The following is a 20,962-nucleotide window of genomic DNA, read 5'->3' as shown; positions in this document are numbered from 1 at the left end:
GCTTAGCCGACCGATCCTTCCATGCCCATCTCGATGAGCTTGTTGAGTTCCATCGCGTATTCCATCGGCAGCTCGCGCGCGATCGGCTCGATGAAGCCGCGCACGATCATCGCCATGGCCTCGTCCTCGGGGATGCCGCGGGCCATCAGGTAGAACAGCTGCTCCTCCGAGACCTTCGAGACCGTGGCCTCGTGTCCGAGCTGCACGTCGTCGACCCGGATGTCGATCGCCGGGTACGTGTCGCTGCGCGAGATCGTGTCGACGAGCAGCGCGTCGCAGCGCACGGTGTTGGCCGCGTGGTGGGCGTTCGCGTCGACGCGGACCTCGCCGCGGTAGCCGGCGCGGCCGCCGCCGCGTGCGATCGACTTCGAGACGATCGACGACTGCGTGTACGGCGCCATGTGGATCATCTTCGCGCCCGCGTCCTGGTGCTGGCCCGGGCCGGCGAAGGCGACCGAGAGGGTCTCGCCCTTGGCGTGCTCGCCCATGAGGAAGATCGACGGGTACTTCATCGTCACCTTCGAGCCGATGTTGCCGTCGACCCATTCCATGGTGGCGCCCTCGGCAGCCGTGGCGCGCTTCGTGACGAGGTTGTAGACGTTGTTCGACCAGTTCTGGATCGTCGTGTAGCGAACGCGGGCGTTCTTCTTCACGATGATCTCGACGACGGCCGAGTGCAGCGAGTCGCTCTTGTAGATCGGGGCGGTGCAGCCCTCGATGTAGTGCACGTACGAGCCTTCGTCGGCGATGATGAGCGTGCGCTCGAACTGGCCCATGTTCTCGGTGTTGATGCGGAAGTAGGCCTGCAGCGGGATCTCGACGTGCACGCCCTTCGGCACGTAGACGAACGAGCCGCCCGACCAGACCGCCGTGTTCAGCGCGGCGAACTTGTTGTCGCCGGCGGGGATGACGGTGCCGAAGTACTCCTCGAAGAACTCGGGGTGCTCGCGCAGCGCCGTGTCGGTGTCCATGAAGATGACGCCCTGGCGCTCGAGCTCTTCGTTGATCTGGTGGTAGACGACCTCGGACTCGTACTGGGCCGCGACGCCCGCGACGAGGCGCTGGCGCTCGGCCTCGGGGATGCCGAGTCGCTCGTAGGTGTTCTTGATGTCGTCGGGCAGGTCCTCCCAGGTCTGGGCCTGCTTCTCGGTCGAGCGCACGAAGTACTTGATGTTGTCGAAGTCGATCTCCGACAGGTCGGCGCCCCAGGTCGGCATGGGCTTGCGCTCGAAGAGCTGCAGGCCGCGCTGGCGGCGCTGGAGCATCCACTCCGGCTCGTCCTTCAACCGCGAGATATCGGCGACCACCTCCGGCGAGATTCCGCGACGGGCCGAGGCCCCCGCGGCGTCGGAGTCGGCCCAGCCGAACTCGTAATTGCCGAGCCCTTCGAGCTCGGGGCGGTCGATCAGTACGTCCGTCATGCTCTCCCTCTTCTCCTCCCGTGCGACCGGCTATCAGTCCGGCTCATCCCCCTCGCCAGTCGAGGCACTCGGTGAGCGGGTGATGATGTGCGGGTGGCTCCAGTGCGAACCTAAGATGGCTGGTGCCTGCGTGCCGCGCTCTTGCGCGCGTCGCAACAGTTGCGCCAACCACTCAAGTCTATAGGGTCGCCGCCGTGTGGGTCCTGGGACTCCCAGCCCCGTCACAGCGCGACCCGGATCAGGAACGACCCGCGTGCCCCGTTCACTCCGCTTCTTCGCCTGGGCCTCCTTCGTCGCGCAGGTGACGATCATCGCGACCGGCGGCGCGGTGCGCCTCACCGGTTCGGGCCTCGGATGCCCGACCTGGCCGACGTGCACGCCGGAGTCGCTCGTGCCCACCGAGGAGCTGAGCTACCACTCGCTGATCGAGTTCGGCAATCGGACGATGACCGGAGTCGTGGGCGTCCTCGCCCTCATCGTGTTCCTGCTCGTCTGGCGCATCCGGCGCGAGCGGCGCGACCTGTTCGTGCTCTCGCTGATCGTCGGCATCGGCATCGTCGCGCAGGCGATCGTCGGCGGCATCACCGTCTGGACAGGCCTCAACCCGTTCATCGTCGGCTTCCACTACGTCTCCTCGCTCGTGCTCGTCTGCGTCACCGCAGCTTTCCTCGCCCGTCTCGACGAACCCGCAGGCCCTCGTGAGCGGGCCGTTCCCGCCTGGTACGCGGGACTCACGCATGCGACGAGCGCGGTGCTCGCGATCTCGATCGTCTTCGGCGTCCTCACGACCGGGTCGGGTCCCCACTCGGGCGACGCGGCAGCCGGTCGCACCGGCTTCGACTCCGAGGTCCTCGAGCACGTGCACGCGTGGCCCGGCTACCTGCTGTTCGTACTCACCCTCGTGCTCGTCATCGCCGCATGGCGCGACGGCCTGCCGACCCGCCGCTGGGCGACCGCGCTGCTCGTCGTCGAACTCGTGCAGATCGCGGTCGGCCTCTACCAGGCGCGCAACGGCCTGCCGCCGCTCGCCGTCGGGGTGCACATGGTGCTCGCCGCCCTCTCGGCCGCCGCGATGACCCTCGTCATCCTGCACCTGAAGCGCCCGATCGCTGCCGAGGTGTCGCGTACCCCGGTCGCGGCATCCGCCTGACCCGCGCCACCATTTCGGAGATCAGCGCAGGTTCGGGCACCTGGAGCCCGATCGCTCCGCGTTCACGGCGATCCCCGATCTCTGTCGCACTCCCGATCCGGATGCCATGACAAAGACAGCAGTCAGCGCCGGTGCAGGCCCTGCGCGACCGCCCGCGCGATGCGGTCCTGCACTCCCGGCCAGTCGTGGACGACGTGGTGAGAGCCCACCCTGATGACGTGGTAGCCGAGCAGAACGAGCCACGAGCGCAAGGACGTTCTCGATCGGGTCGAGGAGCGCGTCGGGATGCCGCGGCACAAGCGGTCTCGACCAGTGGACTCGTGCGGCGAGCGGCGGCACGGCGCCGTGCGCGTCCTTCGCGACGTGCGCGCCGTCGTCCTCGAGTACCCAGAGTCCGCCCGACGCCGCCCGATCGGAGATAATCCAGCTTTCGGAGCCACGGGCTGACACCCTTCCGAGTCGGTGGCGATCTCCGAAGAGGCGACGGGCGCAAATTGCGCCCGGAAGGGAGGTGAGACCCCGACTCAGAAGGGCAGCAGCGGGTCGACGCCGACCGCGAGGAACAGCAGCGACAGGTACGCGATCGAGCCGTGGAACACGCGCATCGGCGAGACCTGGACGTGCCGGATCGCGAGGTTGTACAGGCGGTGCGTCTCGTAGATGAACCAGACGCCCGTGACGATCGCGACGGTCGAGTACACCAGCCCCATGTCGGCAACGGGGATCAGCAGGAGCGAGCAGGCGACCGTCGCCCACGCGTAGAGGATGACCTGGAGTCCGACCTGCGCCCGACCGCGCACGACGGCGAGCATCGGAACACCGGCCGCCGCGTAGTCGTCCTTGTACTTCATCGACAGCGGCCAGTAGTGCGGCGGGGTCCACAGGAAGATGATGAGGAACAGGATGAACGGTGCCCAGTCGAGGCTGCTGGTGACGGCCGCCCAGCCGATGAGCACGGGCATGCAGCCCGCGATGCCGCCCCAGACGATGTTCTGCGCGGTGCGGCGCTTGAGGATCAGGCTGTAGAAGACGACGTAGAGCAGGATCGCCGCGAGCGAGAGCAGTGCGGCGAGCCAGTTCGTGAAGACCCACAGCCAGACGATGGATGCCGCGCCCAGCGCGTACGCGAAGACGAGCGCCTCGCGGTCGCTGAGTTCACCGGTGACGAGCGGGCGCCCCTGGGTGCGCTTCATGACCCGGTCGATGTCGCGATCGATGTAGCAGTTGAACGCCCCTGCGGAACCGGCGCTCATGGCACCGCCGATGAGGGTCGCGAGCATCAGCCACAGGCTCGGCAGCCCCTGCTGCGCGAGGATCATGGTCGGCGCCGTCACGACGAGCAGCAGCTCGATGACGCGCGGCTTCGTGAGCGCGAGATAGGCGGCGAGCTTGCGCCGAACGGTCATCGCCGGTCGGGCTTCACGGGTGTCTACGGCTGCCTGCATCGTTCCTCTTCCGAGGCGCGCGCGCAGGCTCGTGCCGGGCGCCGCGCCGCCTCCCGACGATTCTAGGCCATCCGGCCGGCCGGGCCCGGTTCGGCGCCACCGCAACCCTCACACGAGACACCGCGCGGTGTGAGTCATACCCCGTCATCGCGCGTCACGAAGTCCATATACTGAGGAATGCGCGCTTGGCGCCGTGATCCACGATTCCCCCCAAGGCATCCCAACCGGTTCACGCGCCCGGCGGTACCGCGCCGCAACGTCCTCGGCGGGTCGGGGACGAGTTCCCCGTCGCCGTCACGAACGGAAGGAACTGCACCTCGTGGCAACTCTGCACTGGGAATCCATCGACGATCGCGCGGTGGACACCGCCCGGGTGCTCGCGGCTGACGCCGTCGAGAAGGTCGGCAACGGCCACCCCGGCACCGCGATGAGCCTGGCCCCCGCCGCATACCTCCTCTTCCAGAAGGTCATGCGCCGCGACCCGGCCGACCACGCCTGGCTGGGCCGCGACCGGTTCATCCTCTCGGCGGGGCATTCGTCGCTCACCCAGTACGTGCAGCTCTACTTCGCCGGCGACGGCCTCGAGCTCGACGACCTGAAGGCGCTCCGCACCTGGGGCTCGAAGACCCCCGGCCACCCCGAGTACGGCCACACCGCCGGCGTCGAGATCACGACCGGCCCGCTCGGCCAGGGCCTCGCCTCCGCCGTCGGCTTCGCGTACGCCGCCCGCTACGAGCGCGGCCTCTTCGACCCCGACGCCCCGGCCGGCGAGAGCCCCTTCGACCACTTCGTCTACGTGATCGCAGGCGACGGCGACCTGCAGGAGGGCGTCACCTCGGAGGCGTCGAGCCTCGCCGGCCACCAGCAGCTCGGCAACCTCGTCGTCATCTACGACTCGAACCAGATCTCCATCGAGGACGACACCAACATCGCCTTCACCGAGGACGTCGCGAAGCGCTACGAGTCGTACGGCTGGCACGTGCAGACGGTCGACTGGAAGAAGACCGGCGAGTACGTCGAAGACGTCCACGAGCTCCACCGCGCGATCGATGCCGCGAAGGCCGAGCAGGCGAAGCCCTCGATCATCATCCTGAAGACGATCATCGGCTGGCCCTCGCCCGGCAAGCAGAACTCCGGCAAGATCCACGGTTCCGCCCTCGGCGGCGCCGAGCTCGCGGCGACGAAGGAGGTGCTCGGCTTCGACCCCGAGGAGAGCTTCGTCGTCGCCGAGGATGTGATCGCACACACCCGCGCCGCGCGCGAGCGCGGTGCTGCCGCGCACGCCGAGTGGCAGCAGACGTTCGACGCGTGGGCCGCGGCGAATCCCGAGCGCAAGGCGCTGCTCGATCGCCTCGAGGCGGGCGAGCTTCCCGAGGGCATCGCCGACGCGCTGCCCGTCTTCGAAGGCGGCACCGAGGTGTCGACGCGTGCCGCTTCCGGCAAGGTCATCAACGCCCTCGCCGCGGAGCTGCCCGAGCTCTGGGGCGGTTCGGCCGACCTCGCCGAGTCGAACCTCACGACCATCAACGGCGGCGGCTCGTTCGTGCCGACGGAGCACTCGACGCACGAGTGGGCGGGCAACCCCTACGGCCGCGTGCTGCACTTCGGAATCCGCGAGCACGCGATGGCCGCGATCGTGAACGGCATCGTGCTGCACGGCTCGACACGTGCGTTCGGCGGCACGTTCCTCATCTTCAGCGACTACATGCGGCCGTCGGTCCGGCTCGCCGCGCTCATGCAGGTCCCCTCGATCTTCGTCTGGACCCACGACTCAGTCGCCCTCGGCGAGGACGGACCGACCCACCAGCCGATCGAGCAGCTCGCGACGCTCCGCGCGATCCCGGGCCTCGACGTCGTGCGTCCCGCCGACGCCAACGAGGTCGCCCACGCGTGGCTCGAGATCCTGAAGCGACGCGGCGGACCGGCCGGCATCGCCCTCACCCGCCAGAACATCCCGGTGTTCGAGCGGGGCGACGGCGAGGCAGCCGGCGACGTGCTCGCGAGCGCCGCGAACACCGCGAAGGGCGCCTACGTGCTGGCCGACGCCGCGTCGGGCGAACCCGACGTGATCATCATCGCGACGGGCTCCGAGGTGCAGCTCGCACTCGCCGCCCGCGAGACGCTGGCCGCTGAGGGCATCGGCGCCCGCGTCGTCTCCGCCCCCAGCCTCGAGTGGTTCGACGAGCAGGATGCCGCGTACCGCGAGTCGGTGCTGCCTGCGTCGGTGACGGCACGGGTGTCGGTCGAGGCCGGCATCGCGCTCACCTGGCACCGGTACGTCGGCGACCGCGGCCGGTCGGTGTCGATCGAACACTTCGGCGCGTCCGCCGACTACAAGACCCTGTTCCGCGAGTTCGGCATCACGGCCGAGGCCGTCGTCGCCGCCGCGAAGGAATCGCTCGCGTCGGCCTGACGCGAGCCAGAAGAGGAGACACCCCATGACCAGCTCCCCCACCGCCGCCCTCTCGGAGGCCGGCGTCAGCATCTGGCTCGACGACCTCTCGCGCGAGCGCCTCGTGACGGGCGACCTCGCCCGCCTCATCGCCGAGCGCAACGTCGTCGGCGTCACCACGAACCCCACGATCTTCGCGAACGCGCTCACCGCGGGCAACGGCTACACCGAGCACCTGCACGAGCTCGCCGTCGCGGGCGCCGACGTCAACACCGCGGTGTTCGACATCACGACCGACGACGTGCGCGCGGCGGCCGACGTGCTGCGGCCCGTCTACGACCGCACCGGCGGCGTCGACGGCCGCGTCTCGATCGAGGTCGAGCCCGGTCTCGCCCACGACACCGAGGGCACCGTCGCCCAGGCGAAGGCCCTGTGGGCGAAGGTCGACCGGCCGAACGCGATGATCAAGATCCCCGCGACCGTCGAGGGCCTCGACGCGATCCGCGAGACGATCGGCGCCGGCATCAGCGTCAACGTCACGCTCATCTTCAGCCTCGACCGCCACCGCGAGGTCATCGAGGCCTACCTCTCCGGCCTCGAGCAGGCGAAGGCGGCGGGTCACGACCTGTCGCAGATCCACTCGGTCGCCTCGTTCTTCGTCTCCCGCGTCGACACCGAGATCGACAAGCGGCTCGTCGCCATCGGCACGCCCGAGGCGCTGGCCCTCAAGAGCAAGGCGGGCGTCGCGAACGCCCGGCTCGCGTACGAGCTGTTCGAGGAGCAGTTCGCGACCGAGCGCGCCCAGGCGCTGATCGCCGCCGGTGCGAACCTCCAGCGTCCGCTCTGGGCCTCGACCGGTGTCAAGGACCCGACGCTGCCCGACACGCTCTACGTGACCGAGCTCGTCGCCCGCGGCGTCGTCAACACGATGCCCGAGAAGACGCTCGAGGCGACGTTCGACCACGGCGTCGTCGAGGGCGACACCGTCACCGGCAACTACGCCGGCGCCGGCGAGGTGCTCGACGCGCTCGCGACCGTGGGCGTCGACTACGACGACGTCACCGCACTTCTCGAGCGCGAGGGCGTCGAGAAGTTCAACGTCTCCTGGGGCGAGCTGCTCGACTCCGTGCGCACCGCGCTGGAGGCCGCCCGATGAGCTTCCGCATCTCCGTCTCGGGCGCGGCCGCCGATGCGGTGCGCCGCACGGTCCCGGCACTCGTCGCCGACCTCGTGGCGAGCGGCATCACCGCGCAGGACCCCGCGCTCTGGGGCCCCGCGGCCGAAGAGGAGGCCGGCAAGCGCCTCGGCTGGACGGAGGCCGTCGCGGTCTCGCGCCCGCTCGTTGCCGAGATCGAAGCCCTGCGCGACGAACTCGAGGCCGCCGGCGTGCGCCACATCGTGCTCGCCGGCATGGGCGGCTCATCGCTCGCACCCGAGGTGATCACGCGCACCGCACGCGTCGATCTCACGGTCCTCGACTCCACCGAGCCGGGGCAGGTCCGCGCCGCGCTCGGCGACCGGCTCGAGGCATCCGCCCTCGTCGTCTCGTCGAAGTCGGGCTCGACCGTCGAGACCGACAGCCAACGCCGGGCCTACGAGCAGGCGTTCCGCGACGCCGGCATCGATCCGACCGACCGCATCATCGTCGTGACCGACCCGGGTTCGCCGCTCGACGAGTCGGCCCGCGCGGCCGGATACCGCGTCTTCAACGCCGACCCGAACGTCGGCGGCCGCTACTCGGCGCTCACGGCCTTCGGCCTCGTGCCCTCGGGCCTCGCGGGCGTCGACATCGCGGAGATCCTCGACGAGGCCGAGACCATCGAGCTCTCGCTCGCGATCGATACGCCCGACAACCCCGGACTCGTGCTCGGCGCCGCGATCGCCGCGACCGCGCCGCTGCGCGACAAGCTCGCGATCGTCGCCGACGGCACCCACATCGTCGGGTTCGCCGACTGGGCCGAGCAGCTGATCGCCGAGTCCACGGGCAAGGAGGGCACCGGCATCCTGCCCGTCGTGCTCGACGCCGATGCCCCCGAGCTCGGCGAGTCGCTCCCCGACCTGCAGGTCGTGCGCCTCGTCGACGACGCAGGAGACTCGATCTTCACCCACGACCGGTCGGGCGACATCCGCGTGTCGGGCACGCTCGGCGCCCAGTTGCTCGTGTGGGAGTACGCGACCGCCGTGGCGGGGCGTCTCCTCGGCATCAACCCGTTCGACCAGCCCGACGTCGAATCGGCCAAGGTCGCCGCGCGCGGCCTCCTCGACGCGCGTCCGGCACCCGAGCCCGCCGCGTTCGTCGCCGACGGCATCGAGGTGCGCGGCACCCCTGAGGTGATCGGCGCCGCGAGCGACCTCGTCTCGGCCGTCGACGTCCTGCTGGAGGAGCTGCCGGCGAACGGCTACGTGTCGATCCAGGCCTACGTCGACCGGGTCGCCCACCCCGAGGTCGCGAAGCTGCGCGACCTCATCGCGGCGCGAGCCGGTCGCCCCGTCACCTTCGGATGGGGCCCGCGGTTCCTCCACTCGACGGGCCAGTTCCACAAGGGCGGCCCCGCGGTCGGCGTGTTCCTGCAGATCACGCAGACGCCGGTCGACGACCTCGCCATCCCCGAGCGCCCGTTCACCTTCGGGCAGCTCATCGCAGCCCAGGCCTCCGGCGACGCGAGCGTGCTCGCCGAGCACGGGCGCCCGGTGCTCACACTGACGCTCACCGACCCGGCCGCGAACCTCGGCCCGCTCATCGACGCCATCGGGTGACCGAACGAAAGGACCGGCACGTGGTTTCGGCAGAGATCTCGGCGCACCACAACCCCCTCCGATCTCCCAAGGACTACCGGCTCAACCGCATCGCGGGGCCGTCGAGCCTCATCATCTTCGGCGTGACGGGCGACCTCTCGCGCAAGAAGCTGATGCCGGCGGTCTACGACCTCGCGAACCGCGGGCTCCTGCCCCCGGGCTTCGCGCTCGTCGGGTTCGCCCGCCGCGACTGGGAGGACGAGGACTTCGCACAGATCGTGCACGACTCCGTGAAGGAGTACGCCCGCACCGAGTTCCGCGAGGACGTCTGGCAGCAGCTCGCGCGAGGCATCCGGTTCGTCACCGGGACGTTCGACGACGACGCGGCGTTCGACCGCCTGCGTGACGTCGTCGCGACGCTCGACCGCGAACGCGGCACGATGGGCAACCACGCGTTCTACCTGTCCATCCCGCCGAAGTCGTTCCCGCTCGTCACCGAGCAGCTCAAGCGCTCGGGCCTCACCGAGCAGCGCGACGGCCAGTGGCGGCGGGTCGTGATCGAGAAGCCGTTCGGCAGCGACCTGGCGTCGGCGCGCGAGCTCAACGACGTCGTGGCGAGCGTGTTCCCGCCCGACTCGGTCTTCCGCATCGACCACTACCTCGGCAAGGAGACGGTCCAGAACATCCTCGCCCTGCGCTTCGCCAACCAGCTGTACGAGCCGATCTGGAACACCAACTACGTCGACCACGTGCAGATCACGATGGCCGAGGACATCGGGGTCGGCGGTCGTGCCGGCTACTACGACGGCATCGGCGCGGCCCGCGACGTCATCCAGAACCACCTGCTGCAGCTGCTCGCGCTCACCGCGATGGAGGAGCCGATCTCGTTCGACGCCGCCGACCTGCGCGCTGAGAAGGAGAAGATCCTTGCCGCCGTGCGCATCCCCGAGGACCTCGCGACGGGCACCGCGCGCGGTCAGTACTCGGGCGGCTGGCAGGGTGGCGAGCACGTCGTCGGCTTCCTCGAGGAGGACGGCATGAACCCCGCCTCGACGACCGAGACCTACGCGGCGATGAAGCTCACGATCGGAACCCGGCGCTGGGCCGGCGTACCGTTCTACCTGCGTGCCGGCAAGCGCCTCGGGCGTCGCGTCACGGAGATCGCCGTCGTGTTCAAGCGGGCGCCGCAGCAGCTCTTCGCCGACAGCCAGACCTCCGAGCTGGGCCAGAACGCGCTCGTCATCCGCGTGCAGCCCGACGAGGGCGTCACCATCCGGTTCGGCTCGAAGGTTCCGGGTGCCGGCATGCAGGTGCGCGACGTCACGATGGACTTCGGATACGGCCACGCGTTCACCGAGGCGAGCCCCGAGGCGTACGAGCGGCTCATCCTCGACGTGCTGCTCGGCGACCCGCCGCTCTTCCCCCGCCAGGAGGAGGTCGAGCTCAGCTGGAAGATCCTCGACCCGATCGAGGAGTTCTGGGCGACCCAGGGTCAGCCCGAACAGTACCGGCCCGGCACCTGGGGGCCGAGCTCGGCCGACGAGCTGCTCGCCCGCGACGGACGCACTTGGAGACGCCCATGATCGTCGAACTGCCCGACACGACCACGAGCCAGGTCTCGAAGACGCTCGTGAAGATCCGGGAGGACGGCGGCGTCGTCGCCCTCGGCCGGGTGCTCACGCTCGTCATCGCCACCACGCCCGACGCCGAGGAGGAGGCCATCGAGGCGGCCAACGACGCCTCGCGCGAGCATCCGATGCGCGTCATCGTGGTCTCGATCGAGCCCGGTACCGACTCCGATGCGATCGAAGCCCGACTCGACGCCGAGATCCGGGTGGGCGGCGACGCGGGTGCGAGCGAGGTCATCATCCTCCGCGCGCACGGCGACGCCGCGCGCTACGAGGAGAGCCTCGTGATGGCCCTGCTGCTGCCCGACGCCCCGGTGGTCACGTGGTGGCCCGGCGCCGCGCCGGCGGTGCCCGGGCGCTCACCGCTCGGGCGCATCGCGCAGCGACGCATCACGGATGCCTCGACCCAGCCCGATCCGCAGGCGGCCCTGCATGCGCTCGCGGCGAGCTACACCCCCGGGGACGCCGACTTCTCGTGGACGAGGCTCACGCTCTGGCGGGCCCAGCTCGCCGCCGTGCTCGACCAGCCGCCCTACGAGCCGATCACCGCGGTGCACGTGTCGGGCGCGATCGACTCGCCGTCGACGACCCTGCTCGGCGCCTGGCTGCGGCTGCAGCTCGGCTGCTCGACCGAGGTCGAGCTCACCGGCGTCGACGAGGGGTCGCACGGCATCCACGGTGTGCGGCTCGATCGCCCGAGCGGCCCCATCGAGCTCGTGCGCGACGTGCCGGGAGTTGCGACGCTGCGTCAGCCCGACCAGCCGCTGCACGACGTCGCGCTCCCCCGACGCAGCCTTCGCGACTGCCTCGCCGATGAGCTGCGCCGACTCGACCCCGACGAGCTGTACGGTGAAGTCATCGCGAAGGGGCTCCGGCTCCTCGCCGACGACGGTGCGGAGGAGATCGAGTGACGAACGAACGCCGGGTGCTCGTGCACCCCGACAAGGCGACGCTCGCCGGCGCGGTGGCCGCGCGATTCATCACGAAGACGCTCGACCTGCTCGACGCGCAGCCCGTCGTGCACGTCGTGCTCACGGGCGGGTCGATGGGCTCGGCCGTGCTCGAGGCCGTGGCCGCCTCCCCCGCTCGCATGTCGATCGACTGGTCGCGCGTGCACTTCTGGTGGGGCGACGAACGGTGGGTTCCGCACGGCGATGCCGATCGCAACGATCGCCAGTCGCGCGACGCCCTCCTCGACGATCTCGACCTCCCCGACGAGAACGTGCATCCGTTCCCGGCTTCCGACTCCGGACTGACGCTCGACGAGGCCGCCGTCGAGTACGCGGCCGAGCTGGCCGACCATGCCGCCGAGGGCGCCGAGCACCCGATCTTCGACATCACGTTCCTCGGCGTCGGACCCGATGGACACATCGCCTCGCTCTTCCCGCACCGGTCGGGCATCGAGGTCGCCGACCAGACGGTCATCCCCGTGCGCGATTCGCCGAAGCCGCCGCCCGAGCGCCTCAGCCTCACCCGCCCGGTGCTCAACGCGTCTCAGCGCGTATGGATGGTGCTCGCGGGTGCCGACAAGGCCTCCGCCCTCGGGCTCGCACTCGCCGGCGCGAGCCGCGACGAGGTGCCGGTCGCCGGCATCAAGGGACGCCGGCGCACCGTGTTCTTCGTCGACCGCGACGCCGCGGCCGAGGTGCCCGAGGCGCTCATCGCCCGGGAGTACTGACGCGGATCACCCCACGCACGACGAACGGGGCGGGCCGATGGCCCGCCCCGTTCTCGTCGCCCAGGGAGCGAAATCAGTCTTTGGGAAGCTGCCCGCGCCGGGTGCGGAGCTGGGTGAGCGCCTCGTCGAGCAGCGCGGCCGCCTCGTCTTCGGTACGACGCTCCTTCACGTACGCGAGGTGGGTCTTGTACGGTTCGAGCTTGGTCACCGCGGGAGGATTCTCACGGTCACGACCAGCCGGCAGCCCCGTGGACGGGCTGTCGATGACGTCGGGGATCTCCTCTTCGGGCAGGTTCGCCGCGAAGTACCGGACGGTCTCGTTGCCCTGGGCGTCCCAGTAGCTGATCGCGACGCGATCGGCGTGGAAGCCGCGGTCCTGCTCGCCCATCGGTCCGGCTCCCACGCGGGAGCCGCGGATGGCGCTGTTGCCTGATGCCATGTCTCCTCCTCGTCAGGCGCCGGTCTGGAACTTCGTGATGAGCCCGAGGATCACGATGCACGTGATCCAGACGAGGCCCAGCACCACCGTGATGCGGTTCAGGTTGCGCTCGGCGACGCCCGACGCACCCAGGCTCGAGGTGACGCCACCGCCGAACATGTCGGACAGACCGCCGCCGCGACCCTTGTGCAGCAGGATGAGCAGCGTCAGCAGCAGGCTCGTGAGGCCGAGCAGCACCTCGAGCACGACTTGGAGAATCTCCACGGTGAACCTTTCCGGGCACGACGCAGGGGGTCGATGCCGACAATCGAGTATAGCCGGGCGCGGCATCGGAGGTCGGAGACTCGCGCCGACCCCCGACGCGGGTCAGGCGCCGACGTGCTTCTTGAAGCGGACGATGCTCGAGAACTCGTCGATGTCGAGGCTCGCACCGCCCACGAGCGCACCGTCGACGTTCGGCTCGCGCAGGAACGCGGCGATGTTGGCCGCCTTGACCGATCCGCCGTAGAGGATGCGGGTCGACGCGGCGATCTCGTCGCCGGCGATCTCGGCGAGCACCGCGCGCAGGGCGGCGGCGACCTGTTCGGCCTGGGCGGGCGTCGCCGCCTGACCCGATCCGATCGCCCAGACCGGCTCGTAGGCGATGACGAGGCCCTTGGCCGCATCGACGCCCTCGAGCGCCGCGCGCAGCTGTGCGACCGGCACCGCGCTGGCACCGTGCGCCTCGAGGTCGTCCGCGGTCTCACCGACGCAGAGCACTGGCACGAGGCCGTGGCGGTGGGCGGCGATGACCTTCGCGTTCACGTCGTCGTCGGTCTCGCCGTGCAGCGTGCGCCGCTCGGAGTGGCCGATGATGACGTACCCGCAGTCGAGCTGCTTCAGGAACGCGCCCGAGATCTCACCCGTGTAGGCGCCGGAGTCGTGCTTCGACAGGTCCTGCGCGCCATAGCCGATCGACAGCGAGTCGGCTGCGACGAGCGTCTGCACGCTGCGCAGGTCGGTGAACGGCGGGAAGACCGCGACCTCCGCGTCGGCGAAGTCGTGCTTCGCGTCGCCGAGCGCCCACGCGAGCTTCTGCACGAACGCGATCGACTGCAGGTGGTCGAGGTTCATCTTCCAGTTGCCTGCGATGAACGGGGTGCGCTTCACTGCCATCCGAGGACCTCCAGTCCGGGGAGCTTCTTACCCTCGAGGAATTCGAGGCTCGCGCCCCCGCCCGTCGAGATGTGTCCGAATCGTTCGTCGTCGAAGCCGAGCACGCGCACGGCAGCGGCCGAGTCGCCTCCGCCGACGACGCTGAGGCCGTCGACCTCGGTGAGCGCCTCGGCCACCGCACGGGTGCCGGCGGCGAACGGGGCGAGTTCGAAGACGCCCATCGGGCCGTTCCAGAACACCGTCTTCGAGTCGCGCACGAGCTCGGCGAACCGCGCCGCCGTCTCGGGACCGATGTCGAGGCCGAGCCCGGAGGCACCGAACGGCGTCTCCTCGATCGCGTCGGCCGGGGTGACGACGTGCTCCGCATCGGCCGAGAACGATGCCGCGACCACGACGTCGGTCGGCAGCACGAGTTCGACCCCGCGCTCGGCGGCCTCGGCGAGGTAGCCGTTGACGGTGTCGATCTGGTCGGCCTCGAGCAGGCTCGACGCGACCTTGTGCCCCTGGGCGGCGAGGAACGTGAACAGCATGCCGCCACCGATGAGGAGGCGATCGACACGGGGCAGCAGGTGGGCGATGACCCCGAGCTTGTCGGAGACCTTCGAACCGCCGAGCACGACCGTGTACGGGCGCTCGGGGTTCTCGGTGAGCCGGTCGAGCACGTCGAGCTCGGCGGCGATCAGCAGTCCCGCGGCGCTCGGGCGCAGCTCGGCGAGCTCGTACACGCTCGCCTGCTTGCGATGCACGACGCCGAAGCCGTCGGAGACGACCGCGTCGGCGAAGGCCGCGAGCTCACCGGCGAACGCGGTGCGCTCGGCCTCGTTCTTCGAGGTCTCCCCCGGGTTGAAGCGCAGGTTCTCGAGCACGAGCACGTCGCCGTCGCCGAGCGCCGCCGCCTTCGCCGAAGCATCCTCGCCGACCGTGTCGGTCGCGAACGCGACGGGGGCGCCGAGCAGTTCGCCGAGCCGCGAGGCGACGGGCGCCAGGCTGTACTTGGGGTCGGGCGCGCCGTCGGGGCGACCGAGGTGGGAGATGACGATCACACGGGCGCCCTGCGAGCGCAGGGCGTCGATCGTCGGGACGGACGCGCGCACGCGGCCGTCGTCCGTGATGACCCCGTCGTTCAACGGAACGTTGAGGTCGCAGCGGACGACGACGCGCTTGCCCGCGAGGTCGCCGAGTGAGGAGATGGTTCGCAGGGTCACGTTTCTCGCTTTCAGAGCCGGTCGGCCACGTACTCGGTCAGGTCGACGAGGCGGTTGGAGTAGCCCCACTCGTTGTCGTACCAGGCGGACAGCTTCACCTGGTCGCCGATCACGCGCACGAGTCCGGCGTCGAAGATCGACGAGTGCGGGTCGGAGACGATGTCGGAGGAGACGAGCTCGTCCTCCGAGTACTTGAGGATGCCCTTCAGCGGCCCCTCGGCGGCGGCCTTGTAGGCGGCCTTGATCTCGTCGACCGTCACGGGGCGCGAGGCCGTCACGGTGAGGTCGGTGATCGAGCCGGTCGGCACGGGCACGCGGAGGGCGAAGCCGTCGAGCTTGCCGACGAGCTCGGGCAGCACGAGCCCGATCGCCTTGGCGGCGCCGGTCGAGGTCGGCACGATGTTGATCGCCGCGGCGCGTGCGCGACGCAGGTCCTTGTGCGGGCCGTCCTGCAGGTTCTGGTCGGCGGTGTAGGCGTGCACCGTGGTCATGAGACCGCGCTCGATGCCGAACGCGTCGTTGAACACCTTGGCGAGCGGCGCAAGGCAGTTCGTGGTGCAGGAGGCGTTCGAGATGATGTGGTGGCGCTCGGGCACGTACGTGTCTTCGTTCACGCCCATGACGAACGTCGCGTCCTCGTCGGTCGCGGGTGCGGAGATCAGCACCTTCTTCGCCCCGGCCTCGAGGTGCTTGCGCGCGTCGGCGGCCTTCGTGAAGAAGCCCGTCGACTCGATGACGATGTCGACGCCGAGGTCGCCCCACGGGAGGTTCGCGGGGTCGCGCTCCGCGAAGGCGCGGATCGGCGTGCCGTCGACGATGATGTGCTCGTCGTCGTACTCGACGGTGGCGTCGAGCTGGCCCGTGACCGAGTCGAACTTCAGGAGGTGGGCGAGCGTCTTGTTGTCGGTGAGGTCGTTCACCGCGACGATCTCGAGGTCGGCGCCCTGGGCGAGTGCCGCGCGGAAGTAGTTGCGGCCGATACGGCCGAAGCCGTTGATGCCGATCTTTACAGACACGGATGTCTCCTGACGTGGCGCGGATCGCGCCGTTTCACGGATGGACGGATCGGACGACGGCGTCCCCGGACGATGCCGGGGACACCATCCGATTTACGACAGTAGCAGCAGCCCTGAGGTCTTCTCACCAGCTGCGGTGAAGCGCTGCTGGACGTTCTCCCAGTCGACGATCGTCCAGAACGCCTTGACGTAGTCGGCGCGCACGTTCTTGTAGTCGAGGTAGTACGCGTGCTCCCAGACGTCGAGCATGAGGAGCGGAACGATCCCGGCCGGCAGGTTGCCCTGCTGGTCGAAGAACTGCACGATGATCAGGCGCTGACCGAGCGAGTCCCACGCCAGCACGGCCCAGCCCGAGCCCTGCACGCCGAGCGCCGTCGCGGTGAAGTGGGCCTGGAACTTGTCGAACGAGCCGAACTGGTCGTCGATCGCGGCGGCGAGCTCTCCGGTCGGCTTGTCGCCGCGGTTCGGCGACAGGTTCGTCCAGAAGATCGAGTGGTTGACGTGGCCGCCGAGGTTGAACGCGAGGTCCTTCTCGAGCTTGTTGACGTTCGCGAGGTTGCCCGAGTCGCGCGCCTCGGCGAGCTGGGCGAGCGCGGTGTTCGCGCCGGTCACGTACGCCTGGTGGTGCTTCGAGTGGTGCAGCTCCATGATCGTGCCGCTGATCGCCGGCTCGAGCGCCGAATAGTCGTAGGCGAGATCGGGGAGGGTGTAGTCAGCCATTGCTTCTCCTTGTCAGACGCGCCGGGGCACCCGGGCGTCTCACCCGGGTCTCCACGGCCGCTCTCCCGAGTCTATGCCCGACCCCGACGCCGCCATCGGGGCTCGTCACGCGGGGCAACGGCGGGAAGGACGACTGGGGCTCAGACCTCGTCGAGATCAGCAGGCAGGCTCGCCTCGGTGCCCGGGACGCCGAGGTCGGCGGCACGCTTGTCGGCCATCGCGAGCAGTCGCCGGATCCGTCCGGCGACGGCGTCCTTCGTCATCGGCGGGTCGGCGTGGTGGCCGAGCTCGTCGAGGCTCGCATCGCGGTGCGCGAGCCGGAGCTCGCCGGCGTAGCGCAGGTGGTCGGGGATGTCGTCGCCGAGCAGTTCCATCGCCCGCTCGACCCGCGCGCACGCGGCGACTGCGGCTTGGGCCGACCGGCGCAGGTTCGCGTCGTCGAAGTTGACCAGCCGGTTGGCCGTCGCCCGCACCTCGCGGCGCTGGCGGAGCTCCTCCCAGTTGCGGACGGTGCCGGTCGCCCCCATGGCCGAGAGCATCGCGCTGATCGCCTCTCCGTCGCGGATGACGACGCGGTGCACGCCCCGCACCTCGCGCGCCTTGGCGGAGATGCCGAGTCTCCCGGCCGCCCCGACGAGCGCCATCGCCGTCTCGTTGCCGGGGCAGGTGATCTCGAGCGCGGCCGAGCGGCCGGGATCGGTGAGGCTCCCCTGCGCGAGGAAGGCGCCGCGCCAGACCGCGGCGATCTCGTCGCGCGAGCCCGTCGTCAGCTTGTTCGGGAGGCCGCGCACCTGCCGGCGACGCGCATCGAGCAGCCCCGTCTGACGGGCGAGGGTCTCGCCGCCGTCGAGCACGCGGATGAGGTACTGGTTGGTGCGGCGGACACCGGACGGCGAGATCACCGAGACGTCGGGACGAACACCGTAGATCTCGCCGAGATCGCGGGTGACGCGCTTGGCGACCGTCTTCGAGTCGAGCTCCGCTTCGATCGCGATGCGGTTCTGGATGATGTGGAGTCCGCCGGCGAAGCGCAGCACGGACGCGAGTTCCGCGACTCGTACGCTCGTCTTGGAGACCTCGACGCGGGCGAGCTCCTCTTTCACATCAGCGGTCAATGGCACCTGTGTTCCAATCTGTGTTGCGGGCCCGGCGTCATTCGCGACCGAGGTCGCGATGCTTCACGCTCACGACGACGCCGGGCATGTTCGCGACGCGCTCGCTCAGCTCTCGGACCATCGCCACCGAGCGGTGCTTGCCGCCCGTGCAGCCGATCGCGATCGTCGCGTGCCGCTTGTTCTCTCGCTGGTAGCCGGCGAGGACGGGTTCGAGCGCCTTGGCGTAGGCGTCGATGAACTCCATGGCGCCCGGCTGGCCGAGCACGAAGTCGCGCACCGGGGCGTCTTCGCCCGTGAGGTGTCGCAGTTCGGGATTCCAGAACGGATTGGGCAGGAACCTGGCGTCGGCGATGAGGTCGGCGTCGGTCGGAGCACCGTACTTGAAGCCGAAGCTCTGCATCGTCACCCGGAGGCCCGCATGGTCGGCGTCGGCGAACGTCTCGGTGATGAGGTTGGCGAGTTGGTGGATGTTGAGGTCGGAGGTGTCGACGACGAAGTCGCTCGCCTCGCGAAGGGTCGCGAGGCGAGCACGTTCGGCGCCGATCCCGTCGAGGAGGGTGCCGTTGCCCTGCAGGGGGTGCGGCCTGCGGACCGCCTCGAAACGCCGCACGAGCACCGCGTCGTTCGCGTCGAGGAAGACGACGCGGACGTTCACGCCGGTGCGCAGCGCCTGGATGATGTCCTGGAGCTCGGCGAAGAAGTCACGGCCGCGGATGTCGACGACCGCCGCGATGCGCGGCAGCGACGTGCCGGCTCGTTCGACGAGCTCGACGAGCGGGCGCAGCATCTGCGGCGGCAGGTTGTCGACGACGTACCAGCCGAGGTCCTCGAGCGCATTGCCCACGGTCGATCGTCCGGCACCGGACATCCCCGTGACGATGAGCATCTCCTGCCGCTCGGGCTCCCCCGCCGCCATGCCAGCCCCCTTCTCGTACCGACACACCAGCCTAGCGGGGTGCGGGCGCGGGATCGGCGTGCAGCTGCGCGTGGACGGTCGCCGCGAGCGTCGGGCCGATGCCCTTCACTTCGGCGATGGCGTGCTCGTCGGCCGCACGCAACCGCGCGACCGAGCCGAAATGGCGCAGCAACTCCTTCACCCGGGCGGGGCCCAGGCCCGGGATCTCGGCGAGCACCGACCCGATGTCGCGCTTGCGACGCTGCCGCTGGTGCGTGATCGCGAACCGATGGGCCTCGTCGCGCACCCGCTGGAACAGGAAGAGCGCGTCGCTGTTGCGCGGCAGGATGACCGGGAAGTCGCTCTCGGGCGTCCAGATCTCCTCGAGACGCTTCGCGATGCCGCAGAGGTAGATGCCCTGGACTCCCGACTCCCGCAGGGCGCGCTCCGCGGCCGCGACCTGCGGCTGCCCGCCGTCGACGACGAGCAGGTTCGGCGGGTAGGCGAACTTCTTGCGCCGCTCGGGAGCGTCGCCGGCGTCTCCCTTGCGCTCGGCCGCAGCCTCGTACGCGTTCGCGAGGTACGCCAACCGTCGGGTGAGCACCTGATGGATCGAGTCGGTGTCGTCGCTCGACTGCGGGATCGTGAACCGGCGGTACTCGTCTTTGCGCGGCAGGCCGTCTTCGAAGACCACCATGGATGCCACGATGTTGGTGCCGCTCAGGTGCGAGACGTCGTAGCACTCGATCCGGAGCGGCGCATCGGCCATGCCGAGCGCCTCCTGGATGTCTTCGAGGGCACGCGAGCGCGTCGTGAAGTCGGCGCTACGACGGGTCTTGTAGAGCATGAGCGTCTGGCGTGCGTTCTGCGTCGCGGTCTGCAGGAGCGAGGCCTTGTCGCCGCGCTGCGCCACCCGCAGGCGCACCTTCCGTCCGGCGGTCGCGCCCAGCCAGTCCTCGAGCGCCGCAGCGTCGTCGGGGAGCTCGGGAACGACGACCTCGGCCGGCGGAGTCAGCCCATCGGCGTAGGCGTTCTGCACGATCGAGTCGACGAGGTCGCCGAGCGGCACGTCGAGCTCCTTGTCGACGGTCCACGAGTGCACGCCGCGCACTCGACCGCCCCGGACGATGAACAGCTGGACGGCGGCGGCGAGCTCGTCGTGGTCGACGCCGAAGACGTCGAGGTCGACCTTGTCGCCGAGCACGACCGCGCTCTTCTCGAAGAAGGCGTTCGCCGCCTGCAGGCGGTCGCGGTAGCGGGCGGCTGCCTCGTACTCCTGCGCGGCGGCGGCGGCCTGCATGCGATCGGTCAGCTCGCCGACGATGCGCCGGTCCTGATTCTGCATGAACCCGACGAAGCGGTCGACGTTCTCGCGGTGCTCCTCGATGGTGACGAGCCCTGAGCACGGCCCGAAGCAGCGACCGATCTGACCGGCGAAGCACGGCTTGCCGCTCGCCATCGCCCGCCGGTAGTCGCTGTCTTTGCACGTGCGGATCGGGAAGAGCTTCAGCAGGATCTCGAGCGTCTCGTTGATCGCCCACACCTTCGGGTACGGCCCGAAGTAGCGGGCGCCGCGGATCTTGCGATTGCGCGTGACGAAGGCGCGCGGCGCCTCGTCGGCCATCGTCACGGCGAGGTACGGGTACGACTTGTCGTCCTTGAAGCGGACATTGAACGGGGGATGGAACTCGTTGATCCACGTGATCTCGAGCTGGAGCGCCTCGACCTCGCTGCCGACGACCGTCCACTCGACCGACGAGGCGCTCGTGACCATGCGCCGGGTGCGCTCGTGGAGGCTCCTCAGCGGAGCGAAGTAGTTCGAGAGCCTCGCCCGCAGGTTCTTCGCCTTGCCGACGTAGAGCACCCGCCTGTCGGCGTCGCGGAAGCGGTACACGCCGGGACTCGTCGGGATCTCGCCCGGCTTCGGGCGGTACGGAACCGTGTCGGAGCTCGGTCGCGCGCTCACC

Annotated in this window: 18 protein-coding genes; 7 read left to right on the top strand and 11 right to left on the bottom strand. The window is 69.8% G+C overall.

Going from position 1 to position 20,962, the window contains the following annotated elements; translation table 11 throughout:
- Window positions 1-2: 2 nt before the first annotated feature.
- The gene (gene sufB, locus LR269_RS11665) at window positions 3-1,421 is read right to left on the bottom strand and encodes a Fe-S cluster assembly protein SufB (RefSeq protein ID WP_231430947.1); all 1,419 of its coding nucleotides are present in this window, start codon (window positions 1,419-1,421) and stop codon (window positions 3-5) included.
- 253 nt (window positions 1,422-1,674) lie between these two features.
- Here sufB and LR269_RS11660 point away from each other — a divergent pair, with 253 nt between their 5' ends.
- Entirely contained in the window at window positions 1,675-2,571 is an 897-nt protein-coding gene (locus LR269_RS11660; RefSeq protein ID WP_231430946.1) for a heme A synthase, read from the top strand.
- 524 nt (window positions 2,572-3,095) lie between these two features.
- Here LR269_RS11660 and LR269_RS11655 read toward each other — a convergent pair.
- On the bottom strand, window positions 3,096-4,016 hold the full coding sequence (locus LR269_RS11655) for a heme o synthase (RefSeq protein WP_231430945.1): 921 nt from the start codon (window positions 4,014-4,016) through the stop codon (window positions 3,096-3,098).
- A gap of 319 nt (window positions 4,017-4,335) precedes the next feature.
- On the opposite strand from LR269_RS11655, the gene tkt reads away from it, so the two are divergent.
- From tkt to pgl, 6 genes are read left to right on the top strand one after another with little or no spacing between them, the layout of a single operon-like run.
- The gene (tkt, locus tag LR269_RS11650) at window positions 4,336-6,429 is read left to right on the top strand and encodes a transketolase (RefSeq protein ID WP_231430944.1); all 2,094 of its coding nucleotides are present in this window, start codon (window positions 4,336-4,338) and stop codon (window positions 6,427-6,429) included.
- A 25-nt stretch (window positions 6,430-6,454) separates the two neighbouring features.
- Window positions 6,455-7,564 carry a transaldolase gene (tal, locus tag LR269_RS11645; RefSeq protein WP_231430943.1) on the top strand — a complete coding sequence of 370 codons (1,110 nt, stop codon included), beginning with the start codon at window positions 6,455-6,457 and terminating at the stop codon, window positions 7,562-7,564.
- Window positions 7,561-9,165, top strand: a complete 1,605-nt coding sequence (locus LR269_RS11640) for a glucose-6-phosphate isomerase (RefSeq protein ID WP_231430942.1) — start codon at window positions 7,561-7,563, stop codon at window positions 9,163-9,165. The genes tal and LR269_RS11640 overlap by 4 nt, the downstream gene beginning before the upstream one ends.
- Window positions 9,166-9,185: 20 nt before the next feature.
- The gene (zwf, locus tag LR269_RS11635) at window positions 9,186-10,727 is read left to right on the top strand and encodes a glucose-6-phosphate dehydrogenase (protein WP_231430941.1); all 1,542 of its coding nucleotides are present in this window, start codon (window positions 9,186-9,188) and stop codon (window positions 10,725-10,727) included.
- Entirely contained in the window at window positions 10,724-11,683 is a 960-nt protein-coding gene (locus LR269_RS11630; protein ID WP_231430940.1) for a glucose-6-phosphate dehydrogenase assembly protein OpcA, read from the top strand. Before zwf ends, LR269_RS11630 begins: the two co-directional genes overlap by 4 nt.
- The gene (gene pgl / locus LR269_RS11625) at window positions 11,680-12,450 is read left to right on the top strand and encodes a 6-phosphogluconolactonase (protein WP_231430939.1); all 771 of its coding nucleotides are present in this window, start codon (window positions 11,680-11,682) and stop codon (window positions 12,448-12,450) included. The genes LR269_RS11630 and pgl overlap by 4 nt, the downstream gene beginning before the upstream one ends.
- A gap of 73 nt (window positions 12,451-12,523) precedes the next feature.
- Here the strand turns inward: pgl and LR269_RS11620 are convergent, their stop codons facing one another.
- The 9 genes from LR269_RS11620 to uvrC all read right to left on the bottom strand — a co-directional run bounded on the left by LR269_RS11620 (window position 12,524) and on the right by uvrC (window position 20,961).
- Entirely contained in the window at window positions 12,524-12,889 is a 366-nt protein-coding gene (locus tag LR269_RS11620) for an RNA polymerase-binding protein RbpA (RefSeq protein WP_231430938.1), read from the bottom strand.
- Between the two features lie 12 nt (window positions 12,890-12,901).
- Window positions 12,902-13,153 (bottom strand): preprotein translocase subunit SecG, encoded by a 252-nt coding sequence (gene secG, locus LR269_RS11615; RefSeq protein ID WP_231430937.1) that lies wholly within the window; start codon window positions 13,151-13,153, stop codon window positions 12,902-12,904.
- 102 nt (window positions 13,154-13,255) lie between these two features.
- On the bottom strand, window positions 13,256-14,044 hold the full coding sequence (gene tpiA, locus LR269_RS11610) for a triose-phosphate isomerase (protein ID WP_231430936.1): 789 nt from the start codon (window positions 14,042-14,044) through the stop codon (window positions 13,256-13,258).
- Entirely contained in the window at window positions 14,035-15,249 is a 1,215-nt protein-coding gene (pgk, locus tag LR269_RS11605; RefSeq protein WP_231430935.1) for a phosphoglycerate kinase, read from the bottom strand. The genes tpiA and pgk overlap by 10 nt, the downstream gene beginning before the upstream one ends.
- Window positions 15,250-15,260: 11 nt before the next feature.
- Entirely contained in the window at window positions 15,261-16,265 is a 1,005-nt protein-coding gene (gap, locus tag LR269_RS11600; RefSeq protein ID WP_231430934.1) for a type I glyceraldehyde-3-phosphate dehydrogenase, read from the bottom strand.
- Window positions 16,266-16,358: 93 nt separating this feature from the next.
- Window positions 16,359-16,985 (bottom strand): superoxide dismutase, encoded by a 627-nt coding sequence (locus LR269_RS11595; protein WP_231430933.1) that lies wholly within the window; start codon window positions 16,983-16,985, stop codon window positions 16,359-16,361.
- Window positions 16,986-17,125: 140 nt separating this feature from the next.
- Complete coding sequence (gene whiA / locus LR269_RS11590) at window positions 17,126-18,106, bottom strand: DNA-binding protein WhiA (RefSeq protein WP_231430932.1); 981 nt, start codon at window positions 18,104-18,106, stop codon at window positions 17,126-17,128.
- 31 nt (window positions 18,107-18,137) lie between these two features.
- Window positions 18,138-19,016 (bottom strand): RNase adapter RapZ, encoded by an 879-nt coding sequence (rapZ, locus tag LR269_RS11585; protein WP_231430931.1) that lies wholly within the window; start codon window positions 19,014-19,016, stop codon window positions 18,138-18,140.
- Between the two features lie 31 nt (window positions 19,017-19,047).
- Window positions 19,048-20,961, bottom strand: coding sequence for an excinuclease ABC subunit UvrC (uvrC, locus tag LR269_RS11580; protein ID WP_231430930.1), 1,914 nt, complete (start codon window positions 20,959-20,961; stop codon window positions 19,048-19,050).
- Window position 20,962: the final 1 nt, after the last annotated feature.

The organism is Agromyces sp. S2-1-8, assembly GCF_021129215.1.
GTDB lineage: Bacteria > Actinomycetota > Actinomycetes > Actinomycetales > Microbacteriaceae > Agromyces > Agromyces chromiiresistens.
Note: the sequence above shows the minus strand (reverse complement) of the source record. Positions and strands in the feature narration are given on the sequence as shown.